The 24782-nt window shown below is 69.2% G+C and carries 22 protein-coding genes and 1 tRNA gene; 10 read left to right on the top strand and 13 right to left on the bottom strand.

Annotated features, from left to right (window positions below):
- Nucleotides 1-13 precede the first annotated feature (13 nt).
- From gltB to CJ301_RS14265, 5 genes are all read right to left on the bottom strand, one after another.
- Nucleotides 14-4576: a glutamate synthase large subunit gene (gene gltB, locus CJ301_RS14245; RefSeq protein WP_099278054.1), complete on the bottom strand. Its 4563-nt coding sequence runs from the start codon at nt 4574-4576 to the stop codon at nt 14-16.
- Nucleotides 4563-5282, bottom strand: coding sequence for a hypothetical protein (locus CJ301_RS14250; protein WP_099278055.1), 720 nt, complete (start codon nt 5280-5282; stop codon nt 4563-4565). The genes gltB and CJ301_RS14250 overlap by 14 nt, the downstream gene beginning before the upstream one ends.
- Before the next feature lie 80 nt (nt 5283-5362).
- Nucleotides 5363-6802: an NAD(P)-dependent oxidoreductase gene (locus CJ301_RS14255; RefSeq protein WP_099278056.1), complete on the bottom strand. Its 1440-nt coding sequence runs from the start codon at nt 6800-6802 to the stop codon at nt 5363-5365.
- A gap of 159 nt (nt 6803-6961) precedes the next feature.
- Nucleotides 6962-7768 (bottom strand): undecaprenyl-diphosphate phosphatase, encoded by an 807-nt coding sequence (locus CJ301_RS14260; RefSeq protein ID WP_099278057.1) that lies wholly within the window; start codon nt 7766-7768, stop codon nt 6962-6964.
- Between the two features lie 18 nt (nt 7769-7786).
- Nucleotides 7787-8770: a complex I NDUFA9 subunit family protein gene (locus tag CJ301_RS14265; RefSeq protein WP_099278058.1), complete on the bottom strand. Its 984-nt coding sequence runs from the start codon at nt 8768-8770 to the stop codon at nt 7787-7789.
- Nucleotides 8771-9047: 277 nt separating this feature from the next.
- On the opposite strand from CJ301_RS14265, the gene CJ301_RS14270 reads away from it, so the two are divergent.
- From CJ301_RS14270 to CJ301_RS14305, 8 genes are all read left to right on the top strand, one after another.
- Nucleotides 9048-9134: transfer RNA gene (locus tag CJ301_RS14270), tRNA-Leu, on the top strand.
- Between the two features lie 31 nt (nt 9135-9165).
- Complete coding sequence (locus CJ301_RS14275; RefSeq protein ID WP_099278059.1) at nt 9166-9777, top strand: ribonuclease D; 612 nt, start codon at nt 9166-9168, stop codon at nt 9775-9777.
- A gap of 1 nt (nt 9778) precedes the next feature.
- Complete coding sequence (locus tag CJ301_RS14280; protein ID WP_099278060.1) at nt 9779-10759, top strand: KpsF/GutQ family sugar-phosphate isomerase; 981 nt, start codon at nt 9779-9781, stop codon at nt 10757-10759.
- Complete coding sequence (gene lptC, locus CJ301_RS14285; RefSeq protein WP_099278061.1) at nt 10760-11365, top strand: LPS export ABC transporter periplasmic protein LptC; 606 nt, start codon at nt 10760-10762, stop codon at nt 11363-11365. It abuts the gene before it with no gap.
- Entirely contained in the window at nt 11362-11859 is a 498-nt protein-coding gene (gene lptA / locus CJ301_RS14290) for a lipopolysaccharide transport periplasmic protein LptA (RefSeq protein WP_254050161.1), read from the top strand. The genes lptC and lptA overlap by 4 nt, the downstream gene beginning before the upstream one ends.
- Nucleotides 11860-11870: 11 nt before the next feature.
- Nucleotides 11871-12632, top strand: a complete 762-nt coding sequence (lptB, locus tag CJ301_RS14295) for an LPS export ABC transporter ATP-binding protein (protein ID WP_099278062.1) — start codon at nt 11871-11873, stop codon at nt 12630-12632.
- 251 nt (nt 12633-12883) lie between these two features.
- Entirely contained in the window at nt 12884-13459 is a 576-nt protein-coding gene (gene hpf / locus CJ301_RS14300; protein WP_099278063.1) for a ribosome hibernation-promoting factor, HPF/YfiA family, read from the top strand.
- A gap of 55 nt (nt 13460-13514) precedes the next feature.
- Entirely contained in the window at nt 13515-13979 is a 465-nt protein-coding gene (locus CJ301_RS14305; protein WP_099278064.1) for a PTS sugar transporter subunit IIA, read from the top strand.
- 8 nt (nt 13980-13987) lie between these two features.
- Here the strand turns inward: CJ301_RS14305 and CJ301_RS14310 are convergent, their stop codons facing one another.
- From CJ301_RS14310 to cysQ, 8 genes are all read right to left on the bottom strand, one after another.
- A complete protein-coding gene (locus tag CJ301_RS14310) occupies nt 13988-15418 on the bottom strand; it encodes a nodulation protein NodH (RefSeq protein WP_099278065.1) in 1431 nt (476 codons plus the stop codon).
- Nucleotides 15411-17117 (bottom strand): DUF5927 domain-containing protein, encoded by a 1707-nt coding sequence (locus CJ301_RS14315; RefSeq protein WP_099278066.1) that lies wholly within the window; start codon nt 17115-17117, stop codon nt 15411-15413. The genes CJ301_RS14310 and CJ301_RS14315 overlap by 8 nt, the downstream gene beginning before the upstream one ends.
- Nucleotides 17114-18124 carry a glycosyltransferase family 2 protein gene (locus CJ301_RS14320; RefSeq protein ID WP_099278067.1) on the bottom strand — a complete coding sequence of 337 codons (1011 nt, stop codon included), beginning with the start codon at nt 18122-18124 and terminating at the stop codon, nt 17114-17116. Before CJ301_RS14320 ends, CJ301_RS14315 begins: the two co-directional genes overlap by 4 nt.
- 20 nt (nt 18125-18144) lie before the next feature.
- On the bottom strand, nt 18145-19332 hold the full coding sequence (locus CJ301_RS14325; RefSeq protein WP_099278068.1) for a glycosyltransferase family 4 protein: 1188 nt from the start codon (nt 19330-19332) through the stop codon (nt 18145-18147).
- A gap of 4 nt (nt 19333-19336) precedes the next feature.
- The gene (galU, locus tag CJ301_RS14330) at nt 19337-20230 is read right to left on the bottom strand and encodes a UTP--glucose-1-phosphate uridylyltransferase GalU (RefSeq protein ID WP_099278069.1); all 894 of its coding nucleotides are present in this window, start codon (nt 20228-20230) and stop codon (nt 19337-19339) included.
- Nucleotides 20231-20362: 132 nt separating this feature from the next.
- On the bottom strand, nt 20363-21622 hold the full coding sequence (locus tag CJ301_RS14335) for a glycosyltransferase family 2 protein (protein WP_099278070.1): 1260 nt from the start codon (nt 21620-21622) through the stop codon (nt 20363-20365).
- Nucleotides 21619-22422, bottom strand: coding sequence for a 3-deoxy-manno-octulosonate cytidylyltransferase (locus tag CJ301_RS14340; protein ID WP_099278071.1), 804 nt, complete (start codon nt 22420-22422; stop codon nt 21619-21621). Before CJ301_RS14340 ends, CJ301_RS14335 begins: the two co-directional genes overlap by 4 nt.
- Entirely contained in the window at nt 22422-23216 is a 795-nt protein-coding gene (gene cysQ, locus CJ301_RS14345; protein WP_099278072.1) for a 3'(2'),5'-bisphosphate nucleotidase CysQ, read from the bottom strand. The genes CJ301_RS14340 and cysQ overlap by 1 nt, the downstream gene beginning before the upstream one ends.
- A 147-nt stretch (nt 23217-23363) precedes the next feature.
- Here cysQ and CJ301_RS14350 point away from each other — a divergent pair, with 147 nt between their 5' ends.
- Nucleotides 23364-24185 (top strand): ABC transporter permease, encoded by an 822-nt coding sequence (locus CJ301_RS14350; protein WP_099278073.1) that lies wholly within the window; start codon nt 23364-23366, stop codon nt 24183-24185.
- Nucleotides 24182-24782: SH3 domain-containing protein (locus CJ301_RS14355; RefSeq protein WP_099278074.1), on the top strand; the 601-nt coding region annotated here is incomplete at its 3' end. The genes CJ301_RS14350 and CJ301_RS14355, both read left to right, overlap by 4 nt.

A 24782-nucleotide genomic window follows, 5' to 3' on the forward strand; every position in this document is an offset into this window, starting at 1 on the left:
GTGTCCGATCCGATCACTCGGCGGGCAGCGCCACCTTCTCGACGGTGAGCGGGTGCGGGATGTGGCGCAGCATCTCCTTGGGGCAGACCTGCAGGAAGTTGTGCTTCTCGCTGTCCCAGTGCTGCAGGATCTCGACCGCCTTGCGGCTGCCGGTCTCGAGCTGATGCCGTTCGATCAGCCCCTTGAGCTGGTTTTCCCAATGCTCGACCGTGACGCCGCAGGTGACGAGCGTCTCGGTGTTCATCAGGGGCTCGGCAAGGCCATCAGGATCGTAGAGATAGGCCATGCCGCCGGTCATGCCCGCGCCGAAGTTGGCGCCGATGCTCCCGAGGATCACCGCGACGCCGCCGGTCATGTATTCGCAGCCATTGGTGCCGCAGCCCTCGATCACCACATGCGCGCCCGAGTTGCGCACCGCGAAGCGCTCGCCCGCGCGGCCCGAGGCGAAGAGGTAGCCCGCCGTCGCGCCGTAGAGCACGGTGTTGCCGATGATCGTGTTCTCGGAGGCCTTGAGCGGGCTCGACATTGCCGGGCGCACCACGATGGTCGCGCCCGAGAGGCCCTTGCCGACATAGTCGTTGGCGTCGCCCGACACCTCGATCTTCAGCCCCGGCGCGCCGAAGGCGCCGAGCGACTGTCCGGCCGAGCCGGTCAGCTTGACGGTCAGGTGGTCGGGTTGCAGCTGGTTGCGCATGCCGAAATTCTCGACGATGTGCGCCGAGACGCGGGTGCCGATGGTGCGATGCGTGTTCTGCACCGCGTATTGCAGCTGCATCTTCTCGCCATCCTCGAGGAAGCGCCGGGCGTCCTTGACGATCTCGGCGTCGAGCGTGTCGAGCACCTCGTTGCGCGGCTTGGCCCGGTCATAGCGGATGCTGGTGGTGCCATCGACCTTGGTGCCATCCACGGTGATCAAGAGCGGGTTGAGGTCGAGATCGTCGAGATGGGCGGAGCCGCGCGACACCTGCGTCAGCAGGTCGGCCCGGCCGATCACCTCGTCGAGCGAGCGCGCGCCGATGCTGGCCAGGATCTCGCGGACTTCCTCGGCGTAGAAGGTGATGAGATTCACCACCTTGTCGGCATTGCCCGAGAACTTCTCGCGCAAGCCCTCGTCCTGGGTGCAGACCCCCACCGGGCAGGTGTTGGACTGGCACTGGCGCACCATGATGCAGCCCATGGCGATGAGCGCGGCGGTGCCGATGCCGTATTCCTCGGCCCCCATCATCGCCGCCATGACGATGTCGCGGCCGGTGCGCAGACCGCCATCGGTCCTGAGCGTCACCCGGTCCCGCAGGTTGTTCATCGACAGGACCTGATGCGCCTCGGTGAGGCCCATCTCCCAGGGCAGGCCCGCATATTTGATCGAGGTCGCGGGGCTTGCCCCGGTGCCGCCATTATGGCCCGAGATCAGGATCACGTCGGCCTTGGCCTTGGCCACGCCCGCCGCGATGGTGCCGACGCCCGAGGAGGAGACGAGCTTCACCGTGACCTTGGCACGCGGGTTGATCTGCTTGAGGTCGTAGATCAGCTGCGCGAGGTCCTCGATCGAGTAGATGTCGTGATGCGGCGGCGGCGAGATGAGGGTCACGCCTTCGGTCGAATGCCGCAGACGCGCGATCAGCTTGGTGACCTTCATGCCGGGAAGCTGGCCGCCCTCGCCGGGCTTGGCGCCCTGCGCGACCTTGATCTCCAGCTCCTCGCAGGCGCCGAGATACTCGGCGGTGACGCCGAATCGGCCCGATGCCACCTGCTTGATCTTGGCGCTCGGGTTGTCGCCATTGGCCTCGGGCAGGAAATGCGCCGGATCCTCGCCGCCCTCGCCCGAGTCGGACTTGGCGCCGATGCGGTTCATCGCGACATTGAGCGTCTTGTGCGCCTCGGGGCTGAGCGCGCCCAAGGACATGCCCGGCGTGACGAAGCGCTTGCGGATCGAGGTGATGCTCTCGACCTCCTCGATCGGGATCGCGCCGCCCATCGGCTTGATCGCGAGCAGGTCGCGCAGATGGATCGGCGGGTTGGCCTGCATGGTCGAGGCGTATTGCTTCCACAGCTCATAGGAGGCGCGGTCGCAGGCGGCCTGCATCATGTGCATGGTGGTGGCTTCCCAGGCGTGCTTCTCACCCGAGCGGCGCGACTTGTAGAAGCCGCCGATCGGCAGCGCGCCCAGATCGGTGCCCTGCTGCGCCCAGCCGCGCGCATGGACCTCCTCGAGCTTCTTCTGGATGCCGGTGAGGCCGATGCCCGAGATGCGGCTGTGCATGCCGGGGAAATACTCCGCGCACATCGCGCGGGAGAGGCCCACCGCCTCGAAGTTCAGCCCGCCGCGATAGGAGGAGATCACCGAGATGCCCATCTTGGCCATGATCTTGAGAAGCCCCGCATCCACCGCCTCGCGGTAGCGGCGCATGATGTCGGTGAGCGTGCCTTCGAGCAGCCCGCGGTTGAGCCGGTCGGCAAGGCTGTCCTGCGCGAGATAGGCGTTCACCGTGGTCGCGCCCGAGGAGATCAGCACCGCGAAGTAATGCGGGTCGATGCATTCGGCCGAGCGGACATTGACCGAGCAGAAGGTGCGCAGCCCCTTGCGGGTCAGCCAGCTGTGCACGGCGGAGGTGGCGAGGATCATCGGCATGCCGATGCGGTCCTCGTCCTGGTGCTGGTCGGTGAGCACGATGTGCCCCGCGCCCGAGCGCACCGCGTCCTCGGCCTCGGCGCGAATCCGCTCCAGGCCGCTGCGCAGCCCGTCGGGCGCGCCGCCGGTGGGGAAGGTGCAGTCGATGAAGGCCACCTGCGCGCCGAACTGCTCGACCATGGTGTCGAACTCGGCATTGGCGATGAAGGGGCTCTCCAGCACCAGGATCTCGGCTTGGCTGGAGCTTTCGTCGAGCACGTTCTTGAGGTTGCCGAAGCGGGTCTTGAGCGACATCACCCGGCTTTCGCGCAAGGAATCGATCGGCGGGTTGGTCACCTGTGAGAAGTTCTGCCGGAAGAAATGCGACAGCGGGCGATACTTGGTCGAAAGCACGGCCGAGGGCGTGTCGTCGCCCATGCTCGCGATCATCTCCTTGCCGTCCTCGGCCATCGGCGCGAGCACCTGTTCGAGCTCCTCGATCGAATAGCCCGCGGCGATCTGGCGGCGGCGCAGCTCGGGGCCTTCGAAGAGCGGCTCCTCGGGGATCTCGCGCAGGATGTCGTTGAGGTTCACGACCTTCTCGATCCACTCGCCGAAGGGCTGGGAGGCGGCCAGCTTGTCCTTCATCTCGGCGTCGTGGAACAGCCGCCCCTCGGCCATGTCGACGGCGATGAGCTGGCCCGGGCCGAGCGCGCCCTTCTCGACGACGCCGGCCTCGTCGACCGGCACCATGCCCGCCTCCGAGCCCGCGACGAGAAGCCCGTCGCCGGTGACGACGTAGCGCATGGGCCGAAGCCCGTTGCGGTCGAGACCGGCGCAGACCCAGCGGCCATCGGTCATGGCGAGGGCCGCGGGCCCGTCCCAGGGCTCCATCACCGCGTTGCAGTAGGAATACATGTCCTGCCAGGCCTTGGGCATCTCGACCCGGCTCTTGGACCAGGCCTCGGGCACCAGCATGGTCTTGGCCATCGGCGCGTCGCGCCCGGCGCGCACCAGCACCTCGAACACCGAATCGAGCGCTGCCGAATCCGACGAGCCCTGCGGCACGATCGGCTTGATGTCCTCGGCCATCTCCCCGAAGGTCGAGGAGGCCATGCGGATCTCGTGGCTCTTCATCCAGTTGACGTTGCCCTTGAGCGTGTTGATCTCGCCGTTATGGGCAAGCATGCGGAAGGGCTGGGCCAGCCACCATTGCGGGAAGGTGTTGGTCGAATAGCGCTGGTGGTAGAGCGCGAAGGCGCTCTCGAAGCGCTCGTCCATCAGGTCGGGGTAGAACACGGCGACCTGCTCGGCCAGCATCATGCCCTTGTAGATCACGCTCCGGCACGACAGCGAGGCGAGGTAAAGCTCGCGCACCCCGGCCTGAATCGCGGCGCGTTCGATCCGGCGGCGGATGATGTAGAGCTCGCGCTCGAACTGCTCCTCGTCGATGTCCTTCTCGCAGCGGATCAGGATCTGCTCGATCTCGGGGCGGGTGGCGTTGGCCTTTTCGCCGAGGCAGGTGATGTCGACCGGCACGTGGCGCCAGCCATAGATGTAGTGGCCCATGCGGAGCACTTCGGTCTCGACGATGGTCCGGCAGGTCTCCTGCGCGCCGAAATCGTTGCGCGGCAGGAAAACCTGGCCCACGGCGATGCGGCGCTCGGCCATCGGCTCGTGGCCGGTGCGGCGGATCTGGTCCTCGAAGAAGGCGCGCGGGATCTGCACGTGGATGCCCGCGCCGTCGCCGGTCTTGCCGTCGGCATCGACGGCGCCGCGGTGCCAGACCGCCTTCAGCGCGGCGATGCCCTTCTCGACCACCGAGCGCTGCGGCGTGCCGTCGATCGAGACGACGAGGCCGACGCCGCAGGAAGCGTGCTCGTCCTCCTCGCGGTAGAGGCCGTGCTCGGCCATGTAAGCGCGCTTGGCCTCTTCCGAGGCGACCCAGGCGTCATCATAGGTGGTCATGGAAGATCTCCTTGGCGGGGGTTGCGGGGGCCTTGGACATGGTCGCGCCGCAGCCGTGTTTGGGGTGGGACGAGAGGAAGCCCGGCTCGTCCGGGAAGATGAATTCGACCGGGCTGTCATCGGAGGTGAAGCTGCCCTCGGGGCCGGTCACCTCGCTGGTGCCCGACAGAAAGATCCGCCGGGCGCGGTCGATGAACTCGGTGCCGCGGCTGACCCAGAGCACCTCGCCCTCCGCATCGGTGGCGCGCACCTCGTAATCGGTGCGCTCCAGCTCGACGCCGTCGATGGTCTCGGTCTCGCCGGTCAGCACGTCGAAGCCGACATAGCGGGTCTCGCCGGCCTGGTCCGACAGGGTGGTGAAATCGAAGCTGTCGGCGCCGGTCTGCGCCAGCTCGGTGAAGGAGGCCGGATCGGCGGGATCGGGGGCCAGCGCCTCGCGCCGGTCGGCGCGCGGATAGACGCTCTCGATCCACTGGGTCTCGTGGTCGATCGCGCCGAAATAGCTCACCCCGTCGCGGTCGAGATCGACCCGGCGGCGCCAGCCCTCGGGATCGGCCTCGCAGGTGAAGTGGTGCGAGACGCTGCAATTGGCGGTCTGCACCGTCATCGTGGCGGTGCAGCCCTCGGGCAGCGTCACCTGCCGCGGGGCCTGGGCCATCGCGGTCGCGGGCAGGGCGCATAGCAGCAGGGCAAGAGGCGTCTTCATGGCTGTCTCCGTGATCGGAACCAAAGGGCGGAGCCGATGCGCGCCGGATCGGGGCCGGGGCGCATCGGCGCGGCGCGGGCTTACTCGGCGGCGACGCCCGCGCTGGCGGACTGGTCGAGATAGTTGACGATCGCGCTGGCGCTGTCGCGCCCGTCGCGGATCGCCCAGACGACGAGCGAGGCGCCGCGCACGATGTCGCCCACCGCAAAGACGCCGTCGAGCGAGGTGGCGCCGGTGCCGAACTCGGCCCGCACCGTGCCCCAGCGGGTCACTTCCAGCCCCTCGACGCCCCACAGCGTCGGCAGGTCCTCGGGCTCGAAGCCGAGCGCCTTGACGACGAGATCGGCCTCTTCGAGGTAATCCGCGCCCTCGATCTTCTCGGGCATGCGGCGGCCCGTGGCGTCGGGCGTGCCGAGCCGCATCCTGTGGACATGGACGCCGGTGACGCCGTTCGCGTCGCATTCGAAGCCCTTGGGGGCCGAAAGCCAGACCAGCTCCACGCCCTCCTCTTCCGCGTTCGCCACCTCGCGCTGCGAGCCGGGCATGTTGGCCCGGTCGCGGCGGTAGAGGCACTTCACGCTTGTCGCGCCCTGCCGGATCGCGGTGCGCACGCAGTCCATCGCCGTGTCGCCGCCGCCGATCACGACGACCTTCTTGCCGGCCGCGTTCAGCTCGCCGCTGTCATATTCGGGCACGTCGTCGCCGAAATTCTTGCGGTTCGAGGCGGTGAGGTAGTCGATCGCGCGGATCACGCCGCCATGATCGCTGTCGGGCAGGTCGCGCGACTTGTAGACGCCGGTGGCGATCAGCACCGCGTCGTGCTTGCCGCGGATCGCGTCGAAGGAGATGTCCTCGCCGACCTTGCAGTTCAGCACGAACTCGACGCCCGAGTCCTCGAACTGCCTCGTGCGGCGGTCGACGACCTCCTTCTCGAGCTTGAAGCCCGGAATCCCGTAGGTCATCAGCCCGCCGACGCGGTCGTAGCGGTCATAGACCGTGACCTGCACGCCGGCGCGGCGCAGGTAGTCGGCGGCGGCGAGCCCGCCGGGGCCCGCGCCGATGATGCCGACGCTCTCGGGGCGCTCGCGGGCGGGGAGGATCGGCTTGACCCAGCCCTCCTCCCAGGCGGTGTCGGTGATGTATTTCTCGACCGAGCCGATGGTGACGGTGCCGTGGCCCGACTGCTCGATCACGCAGTTGCCTTCGCAAAGCCGGTCCTGCGGGCAGATGCGGCCGCAGATCTCGGGGAAGGTATTGGTCGCCTGGGAGACCTCATAGGCCTCCTGCAGGCGGCCTTCGGCGGTCAGGCGCAGCCAGTCGGGGATATTGTTGTGCAGCGGGCAATGGGTCTGGCAATAGGGCACGCCGCACTGGCTGCAGCGGCTCGACTGCTCGGCCGCCTTGTCGCGGGCGAACTCGGCGTAGATCTCCTGGAAATCCTCGCGCCGCGCTGTGGCCAGACGCTTTTCCGGCATGTCGCGCGGCACCGACACGAATTTCAGCATCTTGTTTTCGGCCATGGCTGGTCTCTCCCTCTGGCTGGGCTTGCCGTGGGGATAGCCAAAGCCCGGCCGGATGAAAAGTCAGCATGGTTGACCTATTTGACGCTTTCTGGAGCAAGGGGCGAAAAACATCCGCTTTGCACCGCAAAACAAGGTCAGTACTTGTTACCCATTGGCCTATCCTACGAGATAAAGCCCGGCCAGCGCGGCAAGACCGACCGCGATTCGCCACCAGCCGAACAGCGCGTAGCCATGCTTCGAGACGTAGCCGAGCAGCCATTTGACCACGATCACGGCGGTGACGAAGGCCATGGCGAAACCGATGGCGATCTCGTTGAGCGCGCTCCAGTCGAGCACGTCGCGGTTCTGGAACAGGTCATAGGCCACGGCCCCGGCCATGGTCGGCATCGACAGGAAGAAGGAGAACTCCGCCGCCGCGCGCTTGCTCACCCCCATCAGCAGCCCGCCGACGATGGTCGCGCCCGAGCGCGACACCCCCGGCACCATCGCCAGCACCTGAAAGAAGCCGATCGCCAGCGCCGTGCGCACCGGCAGCCGCATCGCGTCCTCGTGGCGGGTGCGCAGCGCCATGCGGTCGACGAAAAGCAGCACGATGCCGCCCAGCACCAGCATGACGGCGATCAGGGCGGGCGTCTCGAACAGCACCGTCTTGATGATGTCATGCGCCAGCACGCCGATCACCGCCGCCGGAAGAAAGGCGATCAGCACCGCGGCGATGAAGCGCCGCGCGGCCGGGTCGTGCGGCGCGTCGCGCAGCACGCGCCACAGCTGCCCGAAATAGAGCGTCAGCAACGCCAGCACCGCGCCGAGCTGGATCACCACCTCGAAGGTCTTGCCGGCGCTTTCGAAGCCCAGGAAATGCCCCGCGAGCAGCAGATGGCCGGTCGAGGAAACCGGAATGAACTCCGTCAGCCCCTCCAGCAGGCCGAGCAGGAGCGGCAGGAGAATCGTCTCTCCGGTCATGGCAATGGGTATCCCGTATCAGTGGCGGCGCAGGTTGCGCGCGGATTCCTTGATCGCCAGATACTGCCCCGAGGGGCGGAAACGCCACAGGTAGTCGGGCAGAACCGCCTCCATCGCGATGGGGCTGATGTCCAGATCGGCGAAACCTTTCGCGCCCGTGCCCACGACGTTGTCGCTTTGCAGATTGGCGACCTGGTCGGCGGTGATCGGCGCGCGCACCAGCCCGAGGCTGAGCGCCTGCACCAGCCCGCCGATGCCGGCCATCAGCCGGCCGACCCCGAAGGGCAGCCCGATCACGAGACGGCGGCGGCGGATCATCCGCAGCATCTGCACGATCAGCTCGCGGAACGTATGCGTGTCCGGCCCGCCCAGCTCGTAAGTGCCGGGGGCGGCCTTGCCGGTGGCGGCCAGCTCGGCGGCATGGGCGACGTCGTCGACATGCACCGGCTGGAACTTCGCGTTCGCGCCGACCACCGGGATCACCGGCGAGACCTGCGCCATGGAGGCGAAGCGGTTGAAGAACGCGTCCTCGGCGCCGAACAGGATCGAGGGGCGCAGGATCACCGCGTCGGGCATGTGCCGCAGCACGCCCGCCTCGCCCGCCGCCTTGGAGCGGGCATATTCGCTCGGGCTCTCCTCATCCGCGCCGATCGCGGAGACATGCACCATGCGCGCCACGCCCTCTTCGGCGGCAAGACGGGCGATCCGCTCGGGCCCCTCTTCCTGCACCGCGTGAAAGGTGTTGCGCCCCTTCTCGGCCAGCACGCCCACGCAGTTGACCACCGCATCGGCACCGATCAGCGCCGCGCGCACGCTGTCATCGTCGCGGATGTTGCAGAAGATCGGCTCGACCTGCCCCACCACGCCGTAGGTCCGCACGAAGAGCGCCTCTTCGGGACGGCGGCAGGCGACGCGCACGCGCCAGCCCTGATGCGCCAGCCGGCGCGAGATATAGCGCCCGAGGAAGCCCGATCCGCCAAAGATGGTCACAAGTCCGGTCATCGGCCCCGCCCTGATAAGGTGAATTGACGCCTCGCGGTTTACCCGCCGGGGCGGATGCGGACAAGCGCCGATCCGGGCCCCTGGTTTCGCGGGGGTTTTGCGGGGGTTTTGCGGGGATTTCGCGAGCGTGTCGCGCGCCCCACCCCCGCCGCGGGTTTCGGGCCGCTCTTGGCCGCGCGCCGCCCCCGCCCGGCTTGCCGCTGCGGCAGCGCGGATTTCGAGAGATTTCTCGTTGACACCCCCCGGCGCTTTCCGTAGATCGCCCCTCACACGACCTGCCCAGGTGGTGGAATTGGTAGACGCGCTGGCTTCAGGTGCCAGTGTCCGAAAGGACGTGGAGGTTCGAGTCCTCTCCTGGGCACCATCCCTCCTCGTAGTTCAACAGCGAGGACATCGTGGCAAACCATCTTTACCAGCACGACCTGCCCGACGGCCTCGATCTCGGCCCCTCCGTGGCGATCGATTGCGAGACCATGGGGCTCAACCCGGCGCGCGACCGGCTGTGCCTGGTGCAGATGTCGTCGGGCGACGGCGAATGCCACATGGTGCAGGTCCATCGCGGCCAGACCGAAGCGCCCAACCTCGTGCGCCTGCTCGAAGATCCGCAGGTGCTCAAGCTGTTCCATTTCGGCCGATTCGACATCGCGGCGCTGCAGAACGCCTTCGGCGCGCGCACCGCGCCGGTCTATTGCACCAAGATCGCCTCGAAGATGGTGCGCACCTATACCGACCGGCACGGGCTGCGGCAGCTCTTGCAGGAGCTGGTCGGGGTCGACATCTCCAAGCAGCAGCAGCAATCCGACTGGGGCGCCGAGGATCTGAGCCCCGCCCAGCTCGATTACGCCGCCTCGGACGTGCTGCACCTGCACAAGCTGCGCGCGGCGCTCGATGCGCGGCTGGCGCGCGAGGGGCGCAGCGAGCTGGCCCAGGCCTGCTTCGATTTCCTGCCCACCCGCGCGGCGCTCGATCTGGCAGGATGGCCCGATGCCGACATCTTCTCGCACTGACATGGCCGGGACATCGCAGCGCCCCGACGACATCGAGATCGCCCGGCAGGTGATCGCGGAGGAGGCCGCGGGCCTCGCCGCCCTGTCGCGCGGGCTCGATGGCGGCTTCACCGCCGCGCTCGACGCGATCCGCGCCGCCCCTGGCCGGGTGATCGTCTCGGGCATGGGCAAATCGGGGCATGTCGCGCGCAAGATCGCCGCCACACTCGCCTCGACCGGCACCCCCGCCTCCTTCGTGCATCCGGCCGAAGCGAGCCATGGCGATCTCGGGATGATCTCGCGCGGCGACGTGGTTCTGGTGCTGTCGAATTCGGGCGAAACGCCGGAGCTGGCCGATCTCGTCGCCCATACGCGGCGATTCGGCATCCCGCTGATCGGCGTCGCGGCGCGGCGCGAGAGCACGCTGATGAAGCAGGCCGACATCGCCGTCATGCTGCCCGCCCAGCCCGAGGCCTGCGGCATCGGCGTGGTGCCCACCACCTCGACCACCATGACGCTGGCGCTGGGCGACGCGATCGCCATCGCGCTGATGCGCGGGCGCGGCTTCACGGCGGAGGATTTCCGCGCCTTCCACCCGGGCGGCAAGCTCGGCGCGCGGCTGGCGCGGGTGCGCGACCTGATGCACGGGCCGGCCGAGCTGCCGCTGGTCGCGCGCGACGCGCCGATGGCCGACACGCTCCTTGCGATCACCGGCGCAGGCTTCGGCGTGGTCGGGGTCACCGATGCGGATGGCGGCCTTGCGGGGATCGTCACCGATGGCGACCTGCGCCGCCACATGGAGGGGCTTCTCGATCACGTGGCGGGCGAGGTGATGACGCCCGCGCCGCGCACGATCCGCCCCGACGCGCTCGCCGCCGAGGCATTGGCGCAGATGAACGCGCGCAAGATCACCTGCCTCTTCGTCGTCGATGACGAGGACGCCGACCGCCGCCCCTTGGGCATCCTGCACATCCATGACTGCCTGCGCGCCGGCGTCGCCTGAATGCACGCGCGCGACAACGCCTATTCGCGCTTCATCGGCCGCGCCAAGGTGCTTTTGCCGCTGGTCGGGCTGGTGCTGCTCTCGACGCTGTTTTTGATCGCGCGCAGCCCGCAGGGCACCGGCGAGATCCCCTTTGCCGAGATCGAGGCGATCGCCCGCGAGCAGAGGGTCAGCGCGCCGCGATTCGCCGGCACCGCCGAGAACGGCGCCTCGATCGCGCTCGAGGCGGCGACGGTGCGGCCCGCCGCGCAGGGGCTTTACGAGATCGAGACCCCGACAGGGGTGATCGAAAGCCCCGAGGGCGCGCGGATCGAGATGCGCGCCGCCACCGGCAAGATCGATGCGCAGGCGCGGCAGCTGCGGCTCGAAGGGCCGGTCACGGTCGTCTCCTCGCTGGGCTACCGCGCCGAGACGCCGACGCTCACCGCCGATCTGGGCAGCGGCGGCGTGGTCTCCTCGGGCGAGATCGAGGTCGATGGCCCCTTCGGCCGGTTCAGCGCCGGCGGGATGCGCAGCGAGATGCCCGACGGCGAAGCGCCGCGCATGGTGTTCTCGAATGGCGTGCGGCTGCTATATGATCCCGCAAGCCAAGGAGAGAGCCGATGATCCGCACCACCGCCCTTGCCATCATTCGTGCCGCCGTCATGGCCGGCCTGCTGCTGCCCGGCCTTGCCGCCGCGCAGACCCAGATGGCGCTGGGCGGGCTCACCGCCGACCCCGACGCGCCGGTGGAGATCACCGCCGAGAGCCTCGGCGTCGATCAGGCCACGGGCCGCGCCACCTTCGAGGGCGAGGTGCTGATCGGCCAGGGCGAGATGAAGATCTCCGCCGACAAGGTCGAGGTGATCTATAACGACGCCACGGGCGAGATCGCCCGGCTCGAGGCGCAGGGCGGCGTCACCTTCGTCACCGCCACCGAGGCCGCCGAGGCGCAGGCCGCGGTCTACGACATCTCGGGCGGCACGCTGCTGCTCACCGGCGACGTGCTGCTGACCCAAGGGCGCACCGCGCTGTCCTCGCAGCGCATGGAGGTCGACCTCGCCGCCGGCACCGCACAGCTCACCGGCGGCGTGCGCAGCGTCATCGAGCCCGCGCAGTGAGCGACAGGGCAATGAGCGACAGGGCCTCTCTCGATCTCACGCCCGGCTCGGGCGGGCTGCGCGTCACCGGGCTGCGCAAGAGCTACCGCAAGCGCCCGGTGATCCGCGACGTGTCGCTGCATCTCGACCGCGGCGAGGTGGTGGCGCTCCTGGGCCCCAACGGCTCGGGCAAGACCACCTGTTTCTATTCCATCGCCGGCCTCGTGAGCCCCGAGGGCGGTCAGGTGACGATCGACGGGCGCGACGCGACGCTTCTGCCGATGTATCGCCGCGCCCGGCTCGGCATCGGTTACCTGCCGCAGGAGATGTCGGTGTTTCGCGGCCTCAATGTCGAGGACAACATCCTCGCCGTGCTGGAGATCGCCGAGCCCGACCGCACCTCGCGGCGCGAGCGGCTGGAAGAGCTGCTGTCGGATTTCTCGATCGCCCATCTGCGCCGCGCGCCGGCGCTGGCGCTTTCGGGCGGCGAGCGGCGCCGGGTCGAGATCGCCCGCTGCCTCGCCGCCAACCCGCGCTACGTGCTGCTCGACGAGCCCTTCGCAGGCGTCGATCCGATCGCCGTGGGCGACATCCGCGATCTCGTCGCGGCGCTCAAGACGCGGGGGCTGGGCGTGCTGATCACCGATCACAACGTGCGCGAGACGCTCGGCATCGTCGACCGCGCCTACATCCTGCATGACGGCCACGTGCTGATGTCGGGCACCACCGAGGAGGTGGTGCGCGACGAGAACGTGCGCCGCGTCTATCTCGGCCAGGGCTTCCGCATCGGCTGATCGCGCCGCGCCGCCGCCGCAACGGCGCGACAACGGCGGCGTTGACAAGCGGGGGGACGATCGGGCGAGATGGGACTCGATGACGCAGACCGCCCATTCTCTTCCACGGTACCGGACAGCTCCGGCAAGACGGGCCGGGCCGCCGCCGGAGCGGTGCGAGGCTGCCCATCCCCACCCCCCGTCGGCCCGGACGCGCCGCAGGCCACGCGCCTGCGCCGCCGCGCCGCGCCGCGTCCTTGAAGGAGACGTCCATGCGCTACCAGATCACCGGCAAGCAGATCGAGATCGGCGAGGCGCTGCAGACCCATGTGCAGACCGAACTGGGCAGCACGGTGGGCAAGTATGCCGGCCGCCCGACCGATGCCAACGTGGTGTTCTCTCGCTCGGGCCACGAGCATGTCTGCGAGGCCGTGGTGCATTTGTCGACCGGGCTCACCGCCCAGGCCACGGGGCGCGCCAACGAGATCTATGCCGCCTTCGAGACCTGCTGCGAAAAGATGGACAAGCAGCTCAGGCGCTACAAGCGCCGGCTGAAGGACCACCACAAGGCGCGCACGAACCCGGTTGAACAATCCCTCGCGGGCTCCTATATCCTCGCCGCGTCAGGAGACAACGAAGAGACCGAGCAGGACAGCCTCGCCCCGATGATCGTCGCCGAGATGGAATCGAAGATTCCCGAGCTTTCGGTGGGTGAGGCGGTGATGCAACTTGAGCTGGCGGATGCGCCGGTGCTGGTGTTCCGCAACGAGAAGCATAGTGGGATCAACGTCGTCTACAAACGCGACGACGGCAATTTCGGGTGGATCGACCCGCGCAACATCGGCTAGGAGAGCGCCAGATCCCGGCTCTCCGAGCCCGCCTCGCAGACAGGGAACCCCCCAAATGCAGATTTCCGAGATCCTTCCGGTGGACGGCGTGAAGATGCTGTCCTCGACCAGCTCCAAGAAACGCCTGTTCCAGGACCTGGGGGATCTGGCCGAAAGCTGCTACGGGCTCACCCCGGCGCGGGTGGTCGAGGCCCTGCTCGAACGCGAAGGGCTCGGCCCCACCGGCGTCGGCCACGGCGTCGCCCTGCCGCATGCGCGGCTCGAAGGGGTCGAGCGGGTGCGCGGCCTGTTCATCCGTCTCGAGAAGCCGCTCGAATTCGATTCGATCGACCGTCAGCCGGTGGATCTCGTCTTCTGCCTGCTCGCCCCCGGCGGCAGCGGCGTCGAGCATCTCAAGGCGCTGGCGCTGGTGTCGCGCACGCTGCGCGACGCCGCGACCTGCCAGAAGCTGCGCGCCAATGCCGATGCGGGCACGCTCCACGCGATCCTGACCGAAGGCCCGGCGATCCAGGCGGCCTGAGCGCCGCCTCAGCCCGCGCCATTCGCGGTTGCGCGCCAATCCCCGAAGCCGAATCGCGCATAGTCGCGGGCATAGATGGCGCGCACCGCCGCCTCGATCCGCGCGTCATAGATGGCGTCGAGCGCCGCCTCATGCGGCTCCGGCGCGGGTGCCCATGGCAGCGGCGTCAGCCCCGCGCGCTCGGCCAGGGCAGGCAGCTCATGCGCCAGATCCGTCTCGCGCAGGATCGCGTCGGGGCATTCGAACTCGGCGATGCCCTGCAACAGCGCCCGCTGGCTGGCCCAGGCGGCATCGACGCGAATCGCCGTCTGGCCGCCGAGATTGGCCTTCACGAAGGCGATGAAGGCCATGAAGGCGGCGCGGTGGCGCGCCGGGTCCGGGTCGGGGCCATTGGCCTCGGCCGAGATCGGCAACTCGTGGCGCTGGCGCAGCGTCTCGCGGATCTGCACGAAGCTGCCCGGCCCGCGCGCGAGGATGCGCTCGCAGAAGGCGGCGTGCAGCCGCGCCACCGGGTGGCGCAGCACCGCGAAGCTGCGATGGCCGGGATGCGCCGCCTGCCATTCGCGCAGCGTCTTCTGGGTGAACCCCTCCAGCACCGGCGCGCCGTCGAGCGCCCCGAGCCAGTCGCGCAGCGCCGCCTCCGGCCCCGATTTCAGCGGCAGGCAGAGCAGCCCGGCGCGCGCGGGCGCGAGATAGCTCGGCACCATCGGCCCGCGCCGCGGCTCGAAATTGGGGGTGCGGCCAAGATCGAAGCGGTCGATCCGCGCCAGCGCGGCGCGCATCTCGTCGAAATTCTCGACCTTCTCGGACAGGCTCTCGGGGTTCTGCTTCTTGAGCTTGCGGTCGAGCGCCGCGAGCCGCGCCTCGACGCCGAGCCACGCGGCCAGCCCGTTGAGCACGTCGAGATCCTGCAGATCCTCGTAATCGAGGTAGAATGCCGTCTGCCCACCGCGCTGCAGCGCCCCCATGATGCGCAGCTGCGCCTGTTGCAGCCGGGCCAGGTGCCGCTCGAAGCCGGTGGCGTCGAAGGCGATGCGCTCGGCGCGCTGGTGGCGCGCATCGGTGAGCTTCCACTGCCCCGTCGCCGCGGCGATGCGGTGGCTGACATAGGAATCGGCGGGGTTGCGGGTCAGCACGATCTTGGCGATGCGCGGCTCGGCCATGAGCGGCTCGAACAGGCGCGGGTCGTGATCGCCGAAATAGCGAAACCCGTTGAGCCCCGGCGCGGCGCGCAGCCGCTCCAGCAGATCCAGCGGTGCTGCGTCGCGTTCGGCGCGCGTCACGCCGAGAATCGGCGCGTCCTTGGGCGTGCCGATGAAATGCGGGTTGAACGCCTCGCCATGGCAGCGCACCCCCTCCAGCGCGTTGAGGTTGCTTTCGAGGAAGTTCGAGCCGGTGCGCATTTCTGCAAGCACCACGAAGCTGTCGAAATCAGGCATGGGGGCGGCTCACCAGATAGGGTTTGGGCGCGGCGCGGCGCGGGCGGGGGTTCGGGTCGGCGGGGATGTCGCCGGTGAGATAAGGGTGCATGCCCTGGTTGCGCATTTCCTGCAGGAAACGCCCGAACCCGTCGAGCGGCAGGCGCGCGGGCGGCGTGGGCAGCGGCCCCGCCTGCCCCGGCGCGATATCGGCCAGCATCTGCGCCAGCGCCTCCTCGGGCGCTTCGAGAAACTCGGCCAGCGTCCAGATCCTTATCCGCGCCTTGGCATGGGGCGAGCGCAGCGCGCCCAGATGGTCGGCCTCGGCCTCTTGCAGCCGTGCGGCCACGTCGCGCAGATCGGCCACGGTGCGGCCCGAGCGAAACAGCGGCACCGCCCAGGCCCCCGAGATGACGCCGATCCGCGCATTGGGGTCCTTGGCGATGTCCCAGCTGACATGCTGGCTGTCACGCGGGCCGAACTGGAACACCTGCCGCGCGCCGCGGCCGTTCCAGATCAGGTTGGTCAGGAAGCGCCGGGCGTCGTGGTCGCGCAAGGCCGCATGGTTCGACATCGCCCCGCGCCACAGCGCGGCCCCGCCCTCGAATTCGGCCCCCTCGGGCGCGAAGAGATGGCCATGCACGGTGGCGCCGCTGGCGGCGGCGAACCAGGCTTCGAACCCCTCGTGAAGCTCGGCAAAGCCTTCGAGCACGCCGTAGGGCGCGGCGGTGAAGCCGTTTTCCCAGCCCTCGTTGGGCAGGCGGCTTTGCATGTAGAGCCCGGCGCGCCCGCGCACCCGCCGCTCGGTCGCGGCGGCAAAGACCCGGTCGATCCGCGCCGGCGCGGGCTCCGCGTCCTGCGCCGGATGCCCGCCCGCCGCCATCTGCGCATAGATCGCCTGCGCCCGCGGCCAGATCTTGCGCGCCACGAAGCAGTCCGAGCGGCGCAGCAAGGCGAGGTGATCGTCGTAGAACAGGTGCGGCTTGCCCTGGAAATCGAACTTGGCCATGGTCAGCGACCGGCTCTCGATCCGGTTCGACCAGCGCCGCGCGAGGCTCTGGAAATAGCTTTCATCGGGAATCCAGACGCGCCTGAAATAGCGGTCGAGCGCGGGGCGCTGCGGGTCCGACAGGATCGCCTCCAGCGTCGCGCGCCTCAGGCACCACCATTGCGAGCCCATATGCGGCACGAGCCCCTCGGGCAGGCGCCGCCGCATGCCGAGCCGCCGCTGCAGCGCGACATAGCGGTCGAAGGCCCAGCGCTGGCGCTTCCAGGAAAAGGGAAAGCGCAGGGTGAAACGCTCCTCCGACAGCCCGCCCACGGTCCATGGCACGTCGGCGACGCAGGCGCTTTCGATGAAATCGGTGTCGCGCCGGGCAGCGAGATAGGCTTTCAGCTCGGAGACGGGGCGCAGCGGCACGCAGGAGCCCGAGGCGAGATAGACATGCTCGACCTCATCGAAGCGGTCGAGCATCATCCGCGCGCCCGCCTGCGTCGCCGCGACGATGCCCCAGCCGCCCCATTCGCAGCGGTGCCGCTCGCAAAACAGTACCCGGTCGGAGATGTCGTCGAAGCCCGCGCGAAACCGTTCGAACCGCGCGCGGCGCATGGCGCTGTCGACATGCACCACCACCGGGCAGCCCGAGCCCGCCCAGTGCCGGATCACCTCCGTCGCGCGGCCCAGCGCGTTGTGCACGAGGATCACGACGCCGAGGCTCATGCCCAGTTGCCCCGGGACATCAGCCCCAGCACCTCCAATTGCCGCCAGTTGATGTATCTTTCGCTCCATCGGCACCACAATTCGGGCTCCGCCTCCAGACCGGCGGCATAGGCCTTGTATTCGGCGCTTGCGGCGTAATGTTGACGCCGCTGCAGCTCTTCGCGGGCCTTGTCCGAGAAGCTGTCGAGAAACTTGGTGTGCAGCAGCAGGCCGGAGGTCTTCTCGCCCCCCCATTCGTCATAGACGAAGTTGAGCCCGCGCGGCAGCAGCATGTGGGTCGAGCTGACATAGGTGTAGCGGCGGTCCCATTTGACCAGCGGGATCTTGTTGAGCGCGGGCGCGCGCCAGGGCGCGTCGGCAAAGAACATCCGCGCCCGCGGCCCGCCCTGGATCCACAGATTGCCGTAGCGGTGATTGCGCGAGATGCTGTAATTGCCCGGATCGAACCAGCAGGCGATCTCGAGCGGATCGCCGCCCGGCGCGAAGGGCTGCGCGCCGATCGGCCCCTTGGGGTAGAGATCGAGCAGCATCGCGCCGAAGCTGCGGATCGAGGAGGCGTCGAGCCAGTCGGTCAGCGCCTTCAGGGGCCGGGTGTCGCAAAACGGATAGACCAGCAGCTCGTCGGGATCGACGGTCAGGCACCAATGGCCATGGCCATGCCGCCGCAGCAGCCAGTTCATCCAGTCCATGCCGAAGCGCGCGCGCTTGTAGCTCGCCTCGCTGCGCCACAGCGACACGTCGGGCTGCTCGGCCAGAAGCTCCGCCCCGCCATCATCGCTGCCATTGTCGACCACGAGGAAATGCGCGACGCCCATCTCGCGGTAATGGGCGAGGAAATGCGGCAGCCGGGCGGCCTCGTTGCGCAGCGTGGTGAAGACGAGGATATCGGCCGGGCGCAGCCGCGCCGTGCGATCGACGACGCAGCCCAGCTCGCGCCGCTTGCGCAGCGCCCGCAGCCGCCACCGCTTGCGTTGCAGCCTGAGCCGGTATGTCTGCCAAGCCTTCAAGCGTGCTTTCCCCCCGGCCATCAGAGCCCGTCGAGCGCGCGCTCGACATGCGCCGCCCAGCCGGGCGGTGCGATGCGCGGCGGCGGCAGGCGGGGCGGCGCGGCATGCGCCCGGATCGCCCTTTCCCACTGGTAGCGATCGGCCGGATCGCAGTAAACGGCATGATCTCCAAGGAGTTCGCGGCAGATGGCAAGATCGCCACAGATCACCGGGCAGCCCAGCGCCAGCGCCTCCAGAGGCGGCAGGCCGTAGCCCTCGGCCAGCGAGGGAAACAGCAGCGCCCGCGCCCGCGCCAGAAGCATCGCGATCGCCGCATCCGAAAGCCCCGGCATCTCGGTCACCCCCGCCACGCCCCGGTCGAGCCGATCAAAGACCTCCCGGTTGTTCCAGCCGCGCGCGCCGCAGATCAGCAGCCGCGGCGCTTCCGGTTCGAGCCGCTCCCAGACATCGAGCAGCAGCGCGTGGTTCTTGCGCGGCTCGATCGTGCCGAGCGCCACCATGTAGGGGATCGACGGATCGAAGCCGGGCGGCAGCGCCGCCGTCTCGGGCCGGGCCGGCGTCACGCCGAGCGGCGCCACCACGATCCGCGGCACCCGCCCGCGCTCTGCCAGCCGGGCGGCGATGGCGCGCGCGGTGGTCTGCGCCGTGGCGATGACGCGGTCGGCATGGCGCGCCACCACGTCGAGCTTCGCCGAGAAGGTCTCGACCGTGCCGGGCCGTGCCATTGCCGGCAGATCGAGCGGAATGGTGTCGTGCACGAGCACCGCGATGCGCGCGCCCGCCGCCCGGACCGCGCGCATCACCCGGTCATCGAGATTGGCATGGCCGGTATTGAGATAGAGCGCGCCCGCGGGCAGGTGGCGGCGCAGCAGCGCGGCGAGCCCGGGCCGCGCCGCGCGCGCCACCGCGATGTTCCGCATCAGCCCCTGCGCCGCGCGGCGCGGCGGGTCGAGCCTGCGAAACAGGGAGGCGACCGGGCCGGGGCGGCCCCAGTCATCGGCATCCGAGGCGGCGGCGAAACGCGCCAGCCCGGCCCGGTCGAGCAGCACGAAGCCCACCGGGCTGCGCGCCAGGCCGAAGACCGGCCGCGGATCGGCAAGGCAGGCGTCGAGCCAGGCCCGTTCGACCCGGTCGACCCCCGTGCGGGTGCGCCCGGCGCGGCTGGCAAGCCGCGTCAGATCGAGCAGCAGCGCGCCGGGCGGGGCCAAGCCCTTACTGGGCGGCGTTGCGGACCGCGACCATCTCCTGAAGATACTGGCCGAACTCGTCGCGCAGCTCCTCGCGGGCAAGGCCGAAGGCCACGGTCGCCTGCAGGAAGCCCGCCTTGGAGCCGCAATCGTAGCGCTCGCCCGAGAAACGGTAGCCATGCACGCCGCGCGGGCCGGCGATCTCCTTGGCGATCGCATCGGTGAGCTGGATCTCGCCGCCAGCGCCCTTCTCGCCCGAATCGAGATGCCGCATCACCTCGGGCGACAGGATGTAGCGACCGATCACCGCGAGGTTCGAAGGCGCGTCGGCGGGCTCCGGCTTCTCGACCATGCCGCGCACCTTCATCGCGTCGCCATGGCCCGGCTCGACATCGAGCACGCCGTAGGATTTGGTGCGCTCGTTGGGCACCTCCATCGCCGCGACCATGCAGCCCCCCGTTTCGCGATGCGCCTCGACCATCTGCTGCAGGCAGGGCTTTTCGGCGGCGATCACGTCGTCGGGCAGGATCACGGCGAAGGGCTCGTCGCCGATCAGGTGGCGCGCGCACCAGACCGCGTGGCCGAGGCCCAGCGCCTGGTGCTGGCGGATATAGGCGATCGCGCCCGAGGGCATGTAGGTCGATTTCAGCGTTTCGAGCAGCTTGTGCTTGCCGTCCTCCTCAAGCCGGCTTTCCAGCTCGGGGGCGTGGTCGAAATAATCCTCGAGCGCCGATTTGCCGCGCGCGGTGACGAAGATGAATTCCTCGATCCCGGCGGCGCGCGCCTCGTCGATCGCGTATTGGATCAGGGGCTTGTCGACCAGTGTCATGATTTCCTTGGGCACCGACTTGGTTGCCGGAAGGAAACGCGTTCCAAGCCCAGCCACGGGAAATACGGCCTTGGTCACACGTTTCGTCATATGTCAGGATCCTTCGGTTCATGCGCCGGCAAGCCGGGCGCGTAAAATGCATTCGCATACTATGTTCGGAACACAGTGTTCCTTAAACAACCCGGAAACACCATGGCGGTTTCATCGCAGTTTGCCGCAGCTTCACGACGGTGATGTTTCGGCAATTCCCGCGCCCGCCGGATCGCGCTGCGGCCGCTGGCGCGCCTCCTCGAACGCCGCGCGTTCGGCGAATCGCCAGTAGCGAAAGGCCGGATCGCCCGGCAGGGCGGGGCCGAACAGCCCGCCCGACTGCACCCAGACGCCGCGCCGATCGAATCGCAGCCGATGCCGGCGCGCATCGGGCCACAGCACCAGCAGCGTGACCACATGGCCGCGCGCGGCAAGCTGTGCCGCCTCGGCCATCTGCGCGCGCGCCGTGAGCGGCCGCGCCGAAAGCCAGACCGCGGGGGCCGTGGGCGGCTCATCATGCAATGGCGCAAAGCCAGGGGGCGGCTCGTCCAGCGGCGCCAGCCGCGGCAGGGGCCTCAGCCGTCCCTCCGACACCCCCGCCTCGAAGCCGGCCATCAGCCGCCCCACATCGCCCGGCGCGATCCGGCCCCAGAACATATGGGCCAGAAGGCGCTGCCGCTGCGCCGCGCGCTCGGCCTCGATCCGGGCATTGCCGTCGAGCCGCGCGCCGTGGCGGCGCAGGAACACGGCGAGGCTGGCGCCGATCTCGGCCAGCTCGCGCGGCACCCGGTCATGGCGGCGGCGCGGGCTGGCGAGATAGCCGTGATGCACCTGGGCTTGCGGCACGATGGCGGTGCGCGCGCCCTGCGCGGCCAGCCGCAGGTTGAGATCGGTCTCGTCGAGATAGAAGCGGTAGGCCGGATCGAAACCGCCCATCGCGGTGAGCACGCCGCGGCGCACCGCCATGTTGGTGCCCTCGGTCTTGATGCCACGCCCCAGCCTGCCGCGCAGCACCACCGGCGCGTCATCCTCGAGCGCCAGCTCGCGGCAGCTGCCATCGGCGAAGGCCGCGCGCGCGCGCCATTGCCAGCCCAGATGCCCCGGCCCGCGCACGAAGCCGCCCGCCGCCGCCACCGTCTCGTCCTCAAAGGGCGCGGTGAGCGCGGCGAGCCAGCCCGGCTCGGGCAGGGCGTCGTCGTCGAGGAATACGATCACCTCGCCCGCCGCCGCTTCGATGCCGATATTGCGCGCAAGGCCGATATTGGCCTCCTCGCAGCGCCGGATGCGGATCCGGTCGCCCCATGGGGCCAGCGCCGCCTCGCCTTCGGCATCGGTGACGACCACCACCTCGAAATTGGCATGGCGGCTTTGCGCCAGCGCCGTCAGGCACAGCCCGAGCGCGCCGGGGCGGTCGCGGCTGACGATGACGACGCTGGCGCGGATCGGCGTCACGCCACCTGCATCTCGGCCAGCATCGCCTCGATGCGCGGCACGTCCGAAGGATTGTTCAGCTCCCAGAACTGCCGCCCGCGCGCCTCGACCTCGACGCAGAGCACAGGCACCCGGCGTTCGAGAAACCTGAGCTGCTCCAGCCCCTCCAGCGTCTCCAACGGCCCCTGCGGCCAGCGGCCGTAAGCCGCCAGCGCCGAGGGGCGGTAGGCATAGACGCCGACATGGTGGAACACCGGCGTGCCCTCCTCCGCGCCGTAATCGTCGCGCCCGGTATAGGGGATCACCTCCTTGGAGAAGTAGAGCGCGGTGTTGTCGGCGCCGAAGACGGCGGTGGTGCCGCCCACCCGACCCGCGCGCCGATCCTCGCGGAAGCCCGCGAGCGCCGCGGCGTCGGCGCGCAGCACCGGGGTCGCCACCTCGGCCACCGGGTGATCGCGCAGATCCTCGATCAGCCGCTCGACGAACCAGGGCGGCGTCAGCGGCGCGTCGCCTTGCAGGTTCACCACGATCTCGAAACCGCCGCCCAGGGCATCGAAGGCCTCGGCGCAGCGCTCGGTGCCGTTGCGGCAGGCCTCGGAGGTCATCACCACCTCCGCACCGAAGCCCGCCGCATGGTCGCGGATGCGCTCGTCATCGGTGGCCACGACGACGCGGGGGTTGCCCGAGACCTCGCGCGCCGCCTCCCATGAGCGGCGCACGAGGCTGCGCGCCTCGCCCGTCGCACCCTTCAGCTCGACCAGCGGCTTGCCCGGATAGCGCGACGAGGCGTAGCGGGCGGGAATGACGATGAGGACCGACATCAGGGCTTCGCCAGCTCCACGCCCGGCGCATAGGCGATGAAGAAGGGGTTCTCGAAGCCCGGCTTGCCATAGCCCAGAACGCTGTGATCGTCGAAGCGCACGACCTTGCCGCCCGCGCCCGCCAGCACCGCGTGGCCGGCGGCGGTGTCCCACTCCATGGTGCGCCCGAGGCGCGGGTAGATGTCGGCCTCGCCCGTCGCCACGAGGCAGAACTTGAGCGAGGAGCCCGCGCTCTTCATGTCCTCGACCTCGTATTTGCCGATATAGTCGTCGGTGGCGGCGTCGCGGTGGCTCTTGGAGGCGACGACGCGCAGCGCGGCACCGGGGGTCGAGACCTTGATCGGCGCGGTGGCGCCGGGGGTTTTCGCGTCGAAGGGGCCCTGCTCCTCGACCGATTGCCCATCGGCATCGGTGTAGAACAGGCGGCCCTTGGCGGGGGCGTAAACGACGCCGCGGGTCGGCTGGCCGTCCTCGACCAGCGCGATGTTGACGGTGAAATCGCCGCGCCGCTGCACGAACTCCTTGGTGCCGTCGAGCGGGTCGACGATCAGGAAGGTCGAGACGGACTGGCCGTGGCTGTCGGCCTGTTCCTCGGTGACGAGCGGCATCTCGGGGAAGGCCGCGCGCAGCCCGTCCGAGATCAGCGCGTCTGCGGCCTCGTCGGCGGCGGTGACGGGGCTGTCATCGCCCTTGGCGCGCACCTCGAAATCGGGGCCGTCATAGATCTCCATGATCTTCTCGCCCGCCTCGATGGCAAGGGTGCGCATCACCTGCGTCAGCCTGTCGAAATCCATATGCAATCGTTCCCTTGACCGTGTGCCGCCCCGAAATCGCCACCCGCTTCATGCGATGTTGATGGATCGGGGCGCTATCCTTATGGTATTCCCTCCGGGGATCGGCAAGAAATTCGTCGCCTCCGGGCGAGCGCAGAGCGAGGTCAGATGTTCCAAGGCGAGCGCCCCCGCGGCACAGGACGCCGTGCCGCCGGCATGGCCGAGCTGATCTATCACTCCACCGTGCGCGAGATCCGCAAGAGCCACCGCAACGCGCTGGCCGGGCTGGCGATGAACATCGCGCAGACGGTGATCTTCGTGCTGGCCTTCTACATGATGTTCGCGCTGATCGGCGCGCGCGGCGCGGGCCTCAGGGGCGATTTCCTGCTCTACCTGATGTCGGGCATCTTCCTGTTTCTTACCCATACCAAGGCCGTGGCCGCGGTGGTCAAGGCCGACGGGCCCGCCTCCTCGATGATGAAGCACGCGCCGCTCAACACCGCCGTGACCATTTCGGCCGCGGCGCTGGGATCGCTCTACATCCAGGTGCTGTCGCTTCTCGTCGTGCTGTTCTTCTACCACGTGCTGGTGACGCCGGTGGTGATCGAGGACCCGGTGGGCGCGATGGCGATGCTGCTGGTGTCGTGGTTCTCGGGCGTCGGCGTCGGCATGATCTTCATGGCGATCAAGCCCTGGCTGCCCGAATTCACGCAGATCGGCGTCTCGGTCTATTCGCGCACCAACATGATCGCCTCCGGCAAGATGTTCGTCGCCAACACCCTGCCGGGCTACATGCTCGCCGTGTTCGACTGGAACCCCTTGTTTCACGCGATCGACCAGGCGCGGGGCTACATCTTTCTCAACTACACGCCGCATTTCACCTCGGCGCTCTACCCGCTGTGGGTCGGGCTGGCGCTGGTGGCGATCGGCATGATGGCCGAATTCTTCACCCGCCGCCGCGCTTCGGTCAGCTGGGGGGCGGGACGATGAGGGCGCTGGCGCTGGCGCTGCTTCTCTGGGCCGCCGCCGCCCCGGCCTCGGCCACGGTGGATGCCTGGCCCGCCCTGTTCGACGTGGCGCGGGTCGCGGCGGATGATGCGCTCAACATCCGCTCCGGGCCGGGCACGGGCCACGAGATCCTCGGCACGCTGGCGCCGGATGCGCGGGGCGTCGAGGTGATCGAGACATCGCGCGACGGGCGCTGGGGCCGCGTCAATGCCGGCGAAGGCACCGGCTGGGTGGCGCTCGCCTTTCTCGACCGCCGCCCCGGCCAGTGGAGCGGCGCGATCCCGCCCCTCGCCGCCTGCTTCGGAACGGAGCCGTTCTGGCAGCTTAAGACCGGCGATGCGTGGCGCATGGAGACGCCGGAGGGTTTGGTGTTCGACACCCCCGCCCCCGCCCTCGTCGGCAGCCCCTCGCATCGCGGCCATTTCGCCGGGGCGGTGACGACCGAGGACACGGGCTGGACCCTGACGGTGCTCAACCGCGCCTGCTCGGACGGCATGTCGTCGCGCCGCTACGGCTTCGAGGCGCTGCTGGTGCGCATGGCTCCCGAAACGCGGCTCTGGTCGGGCTGCTGCACGCTGG

It is taken from the genome of Limimaricola cinnabarinus, from assembly GCF_002723615.1.
GTDB classification, from domain to species: Bacteria; Pseudomonadota; Alphaproteobacteria; order Rhodobacterales; family Rhodobacteraceae; genus Limimaricola; species Limimaricola cinnabarinus_B.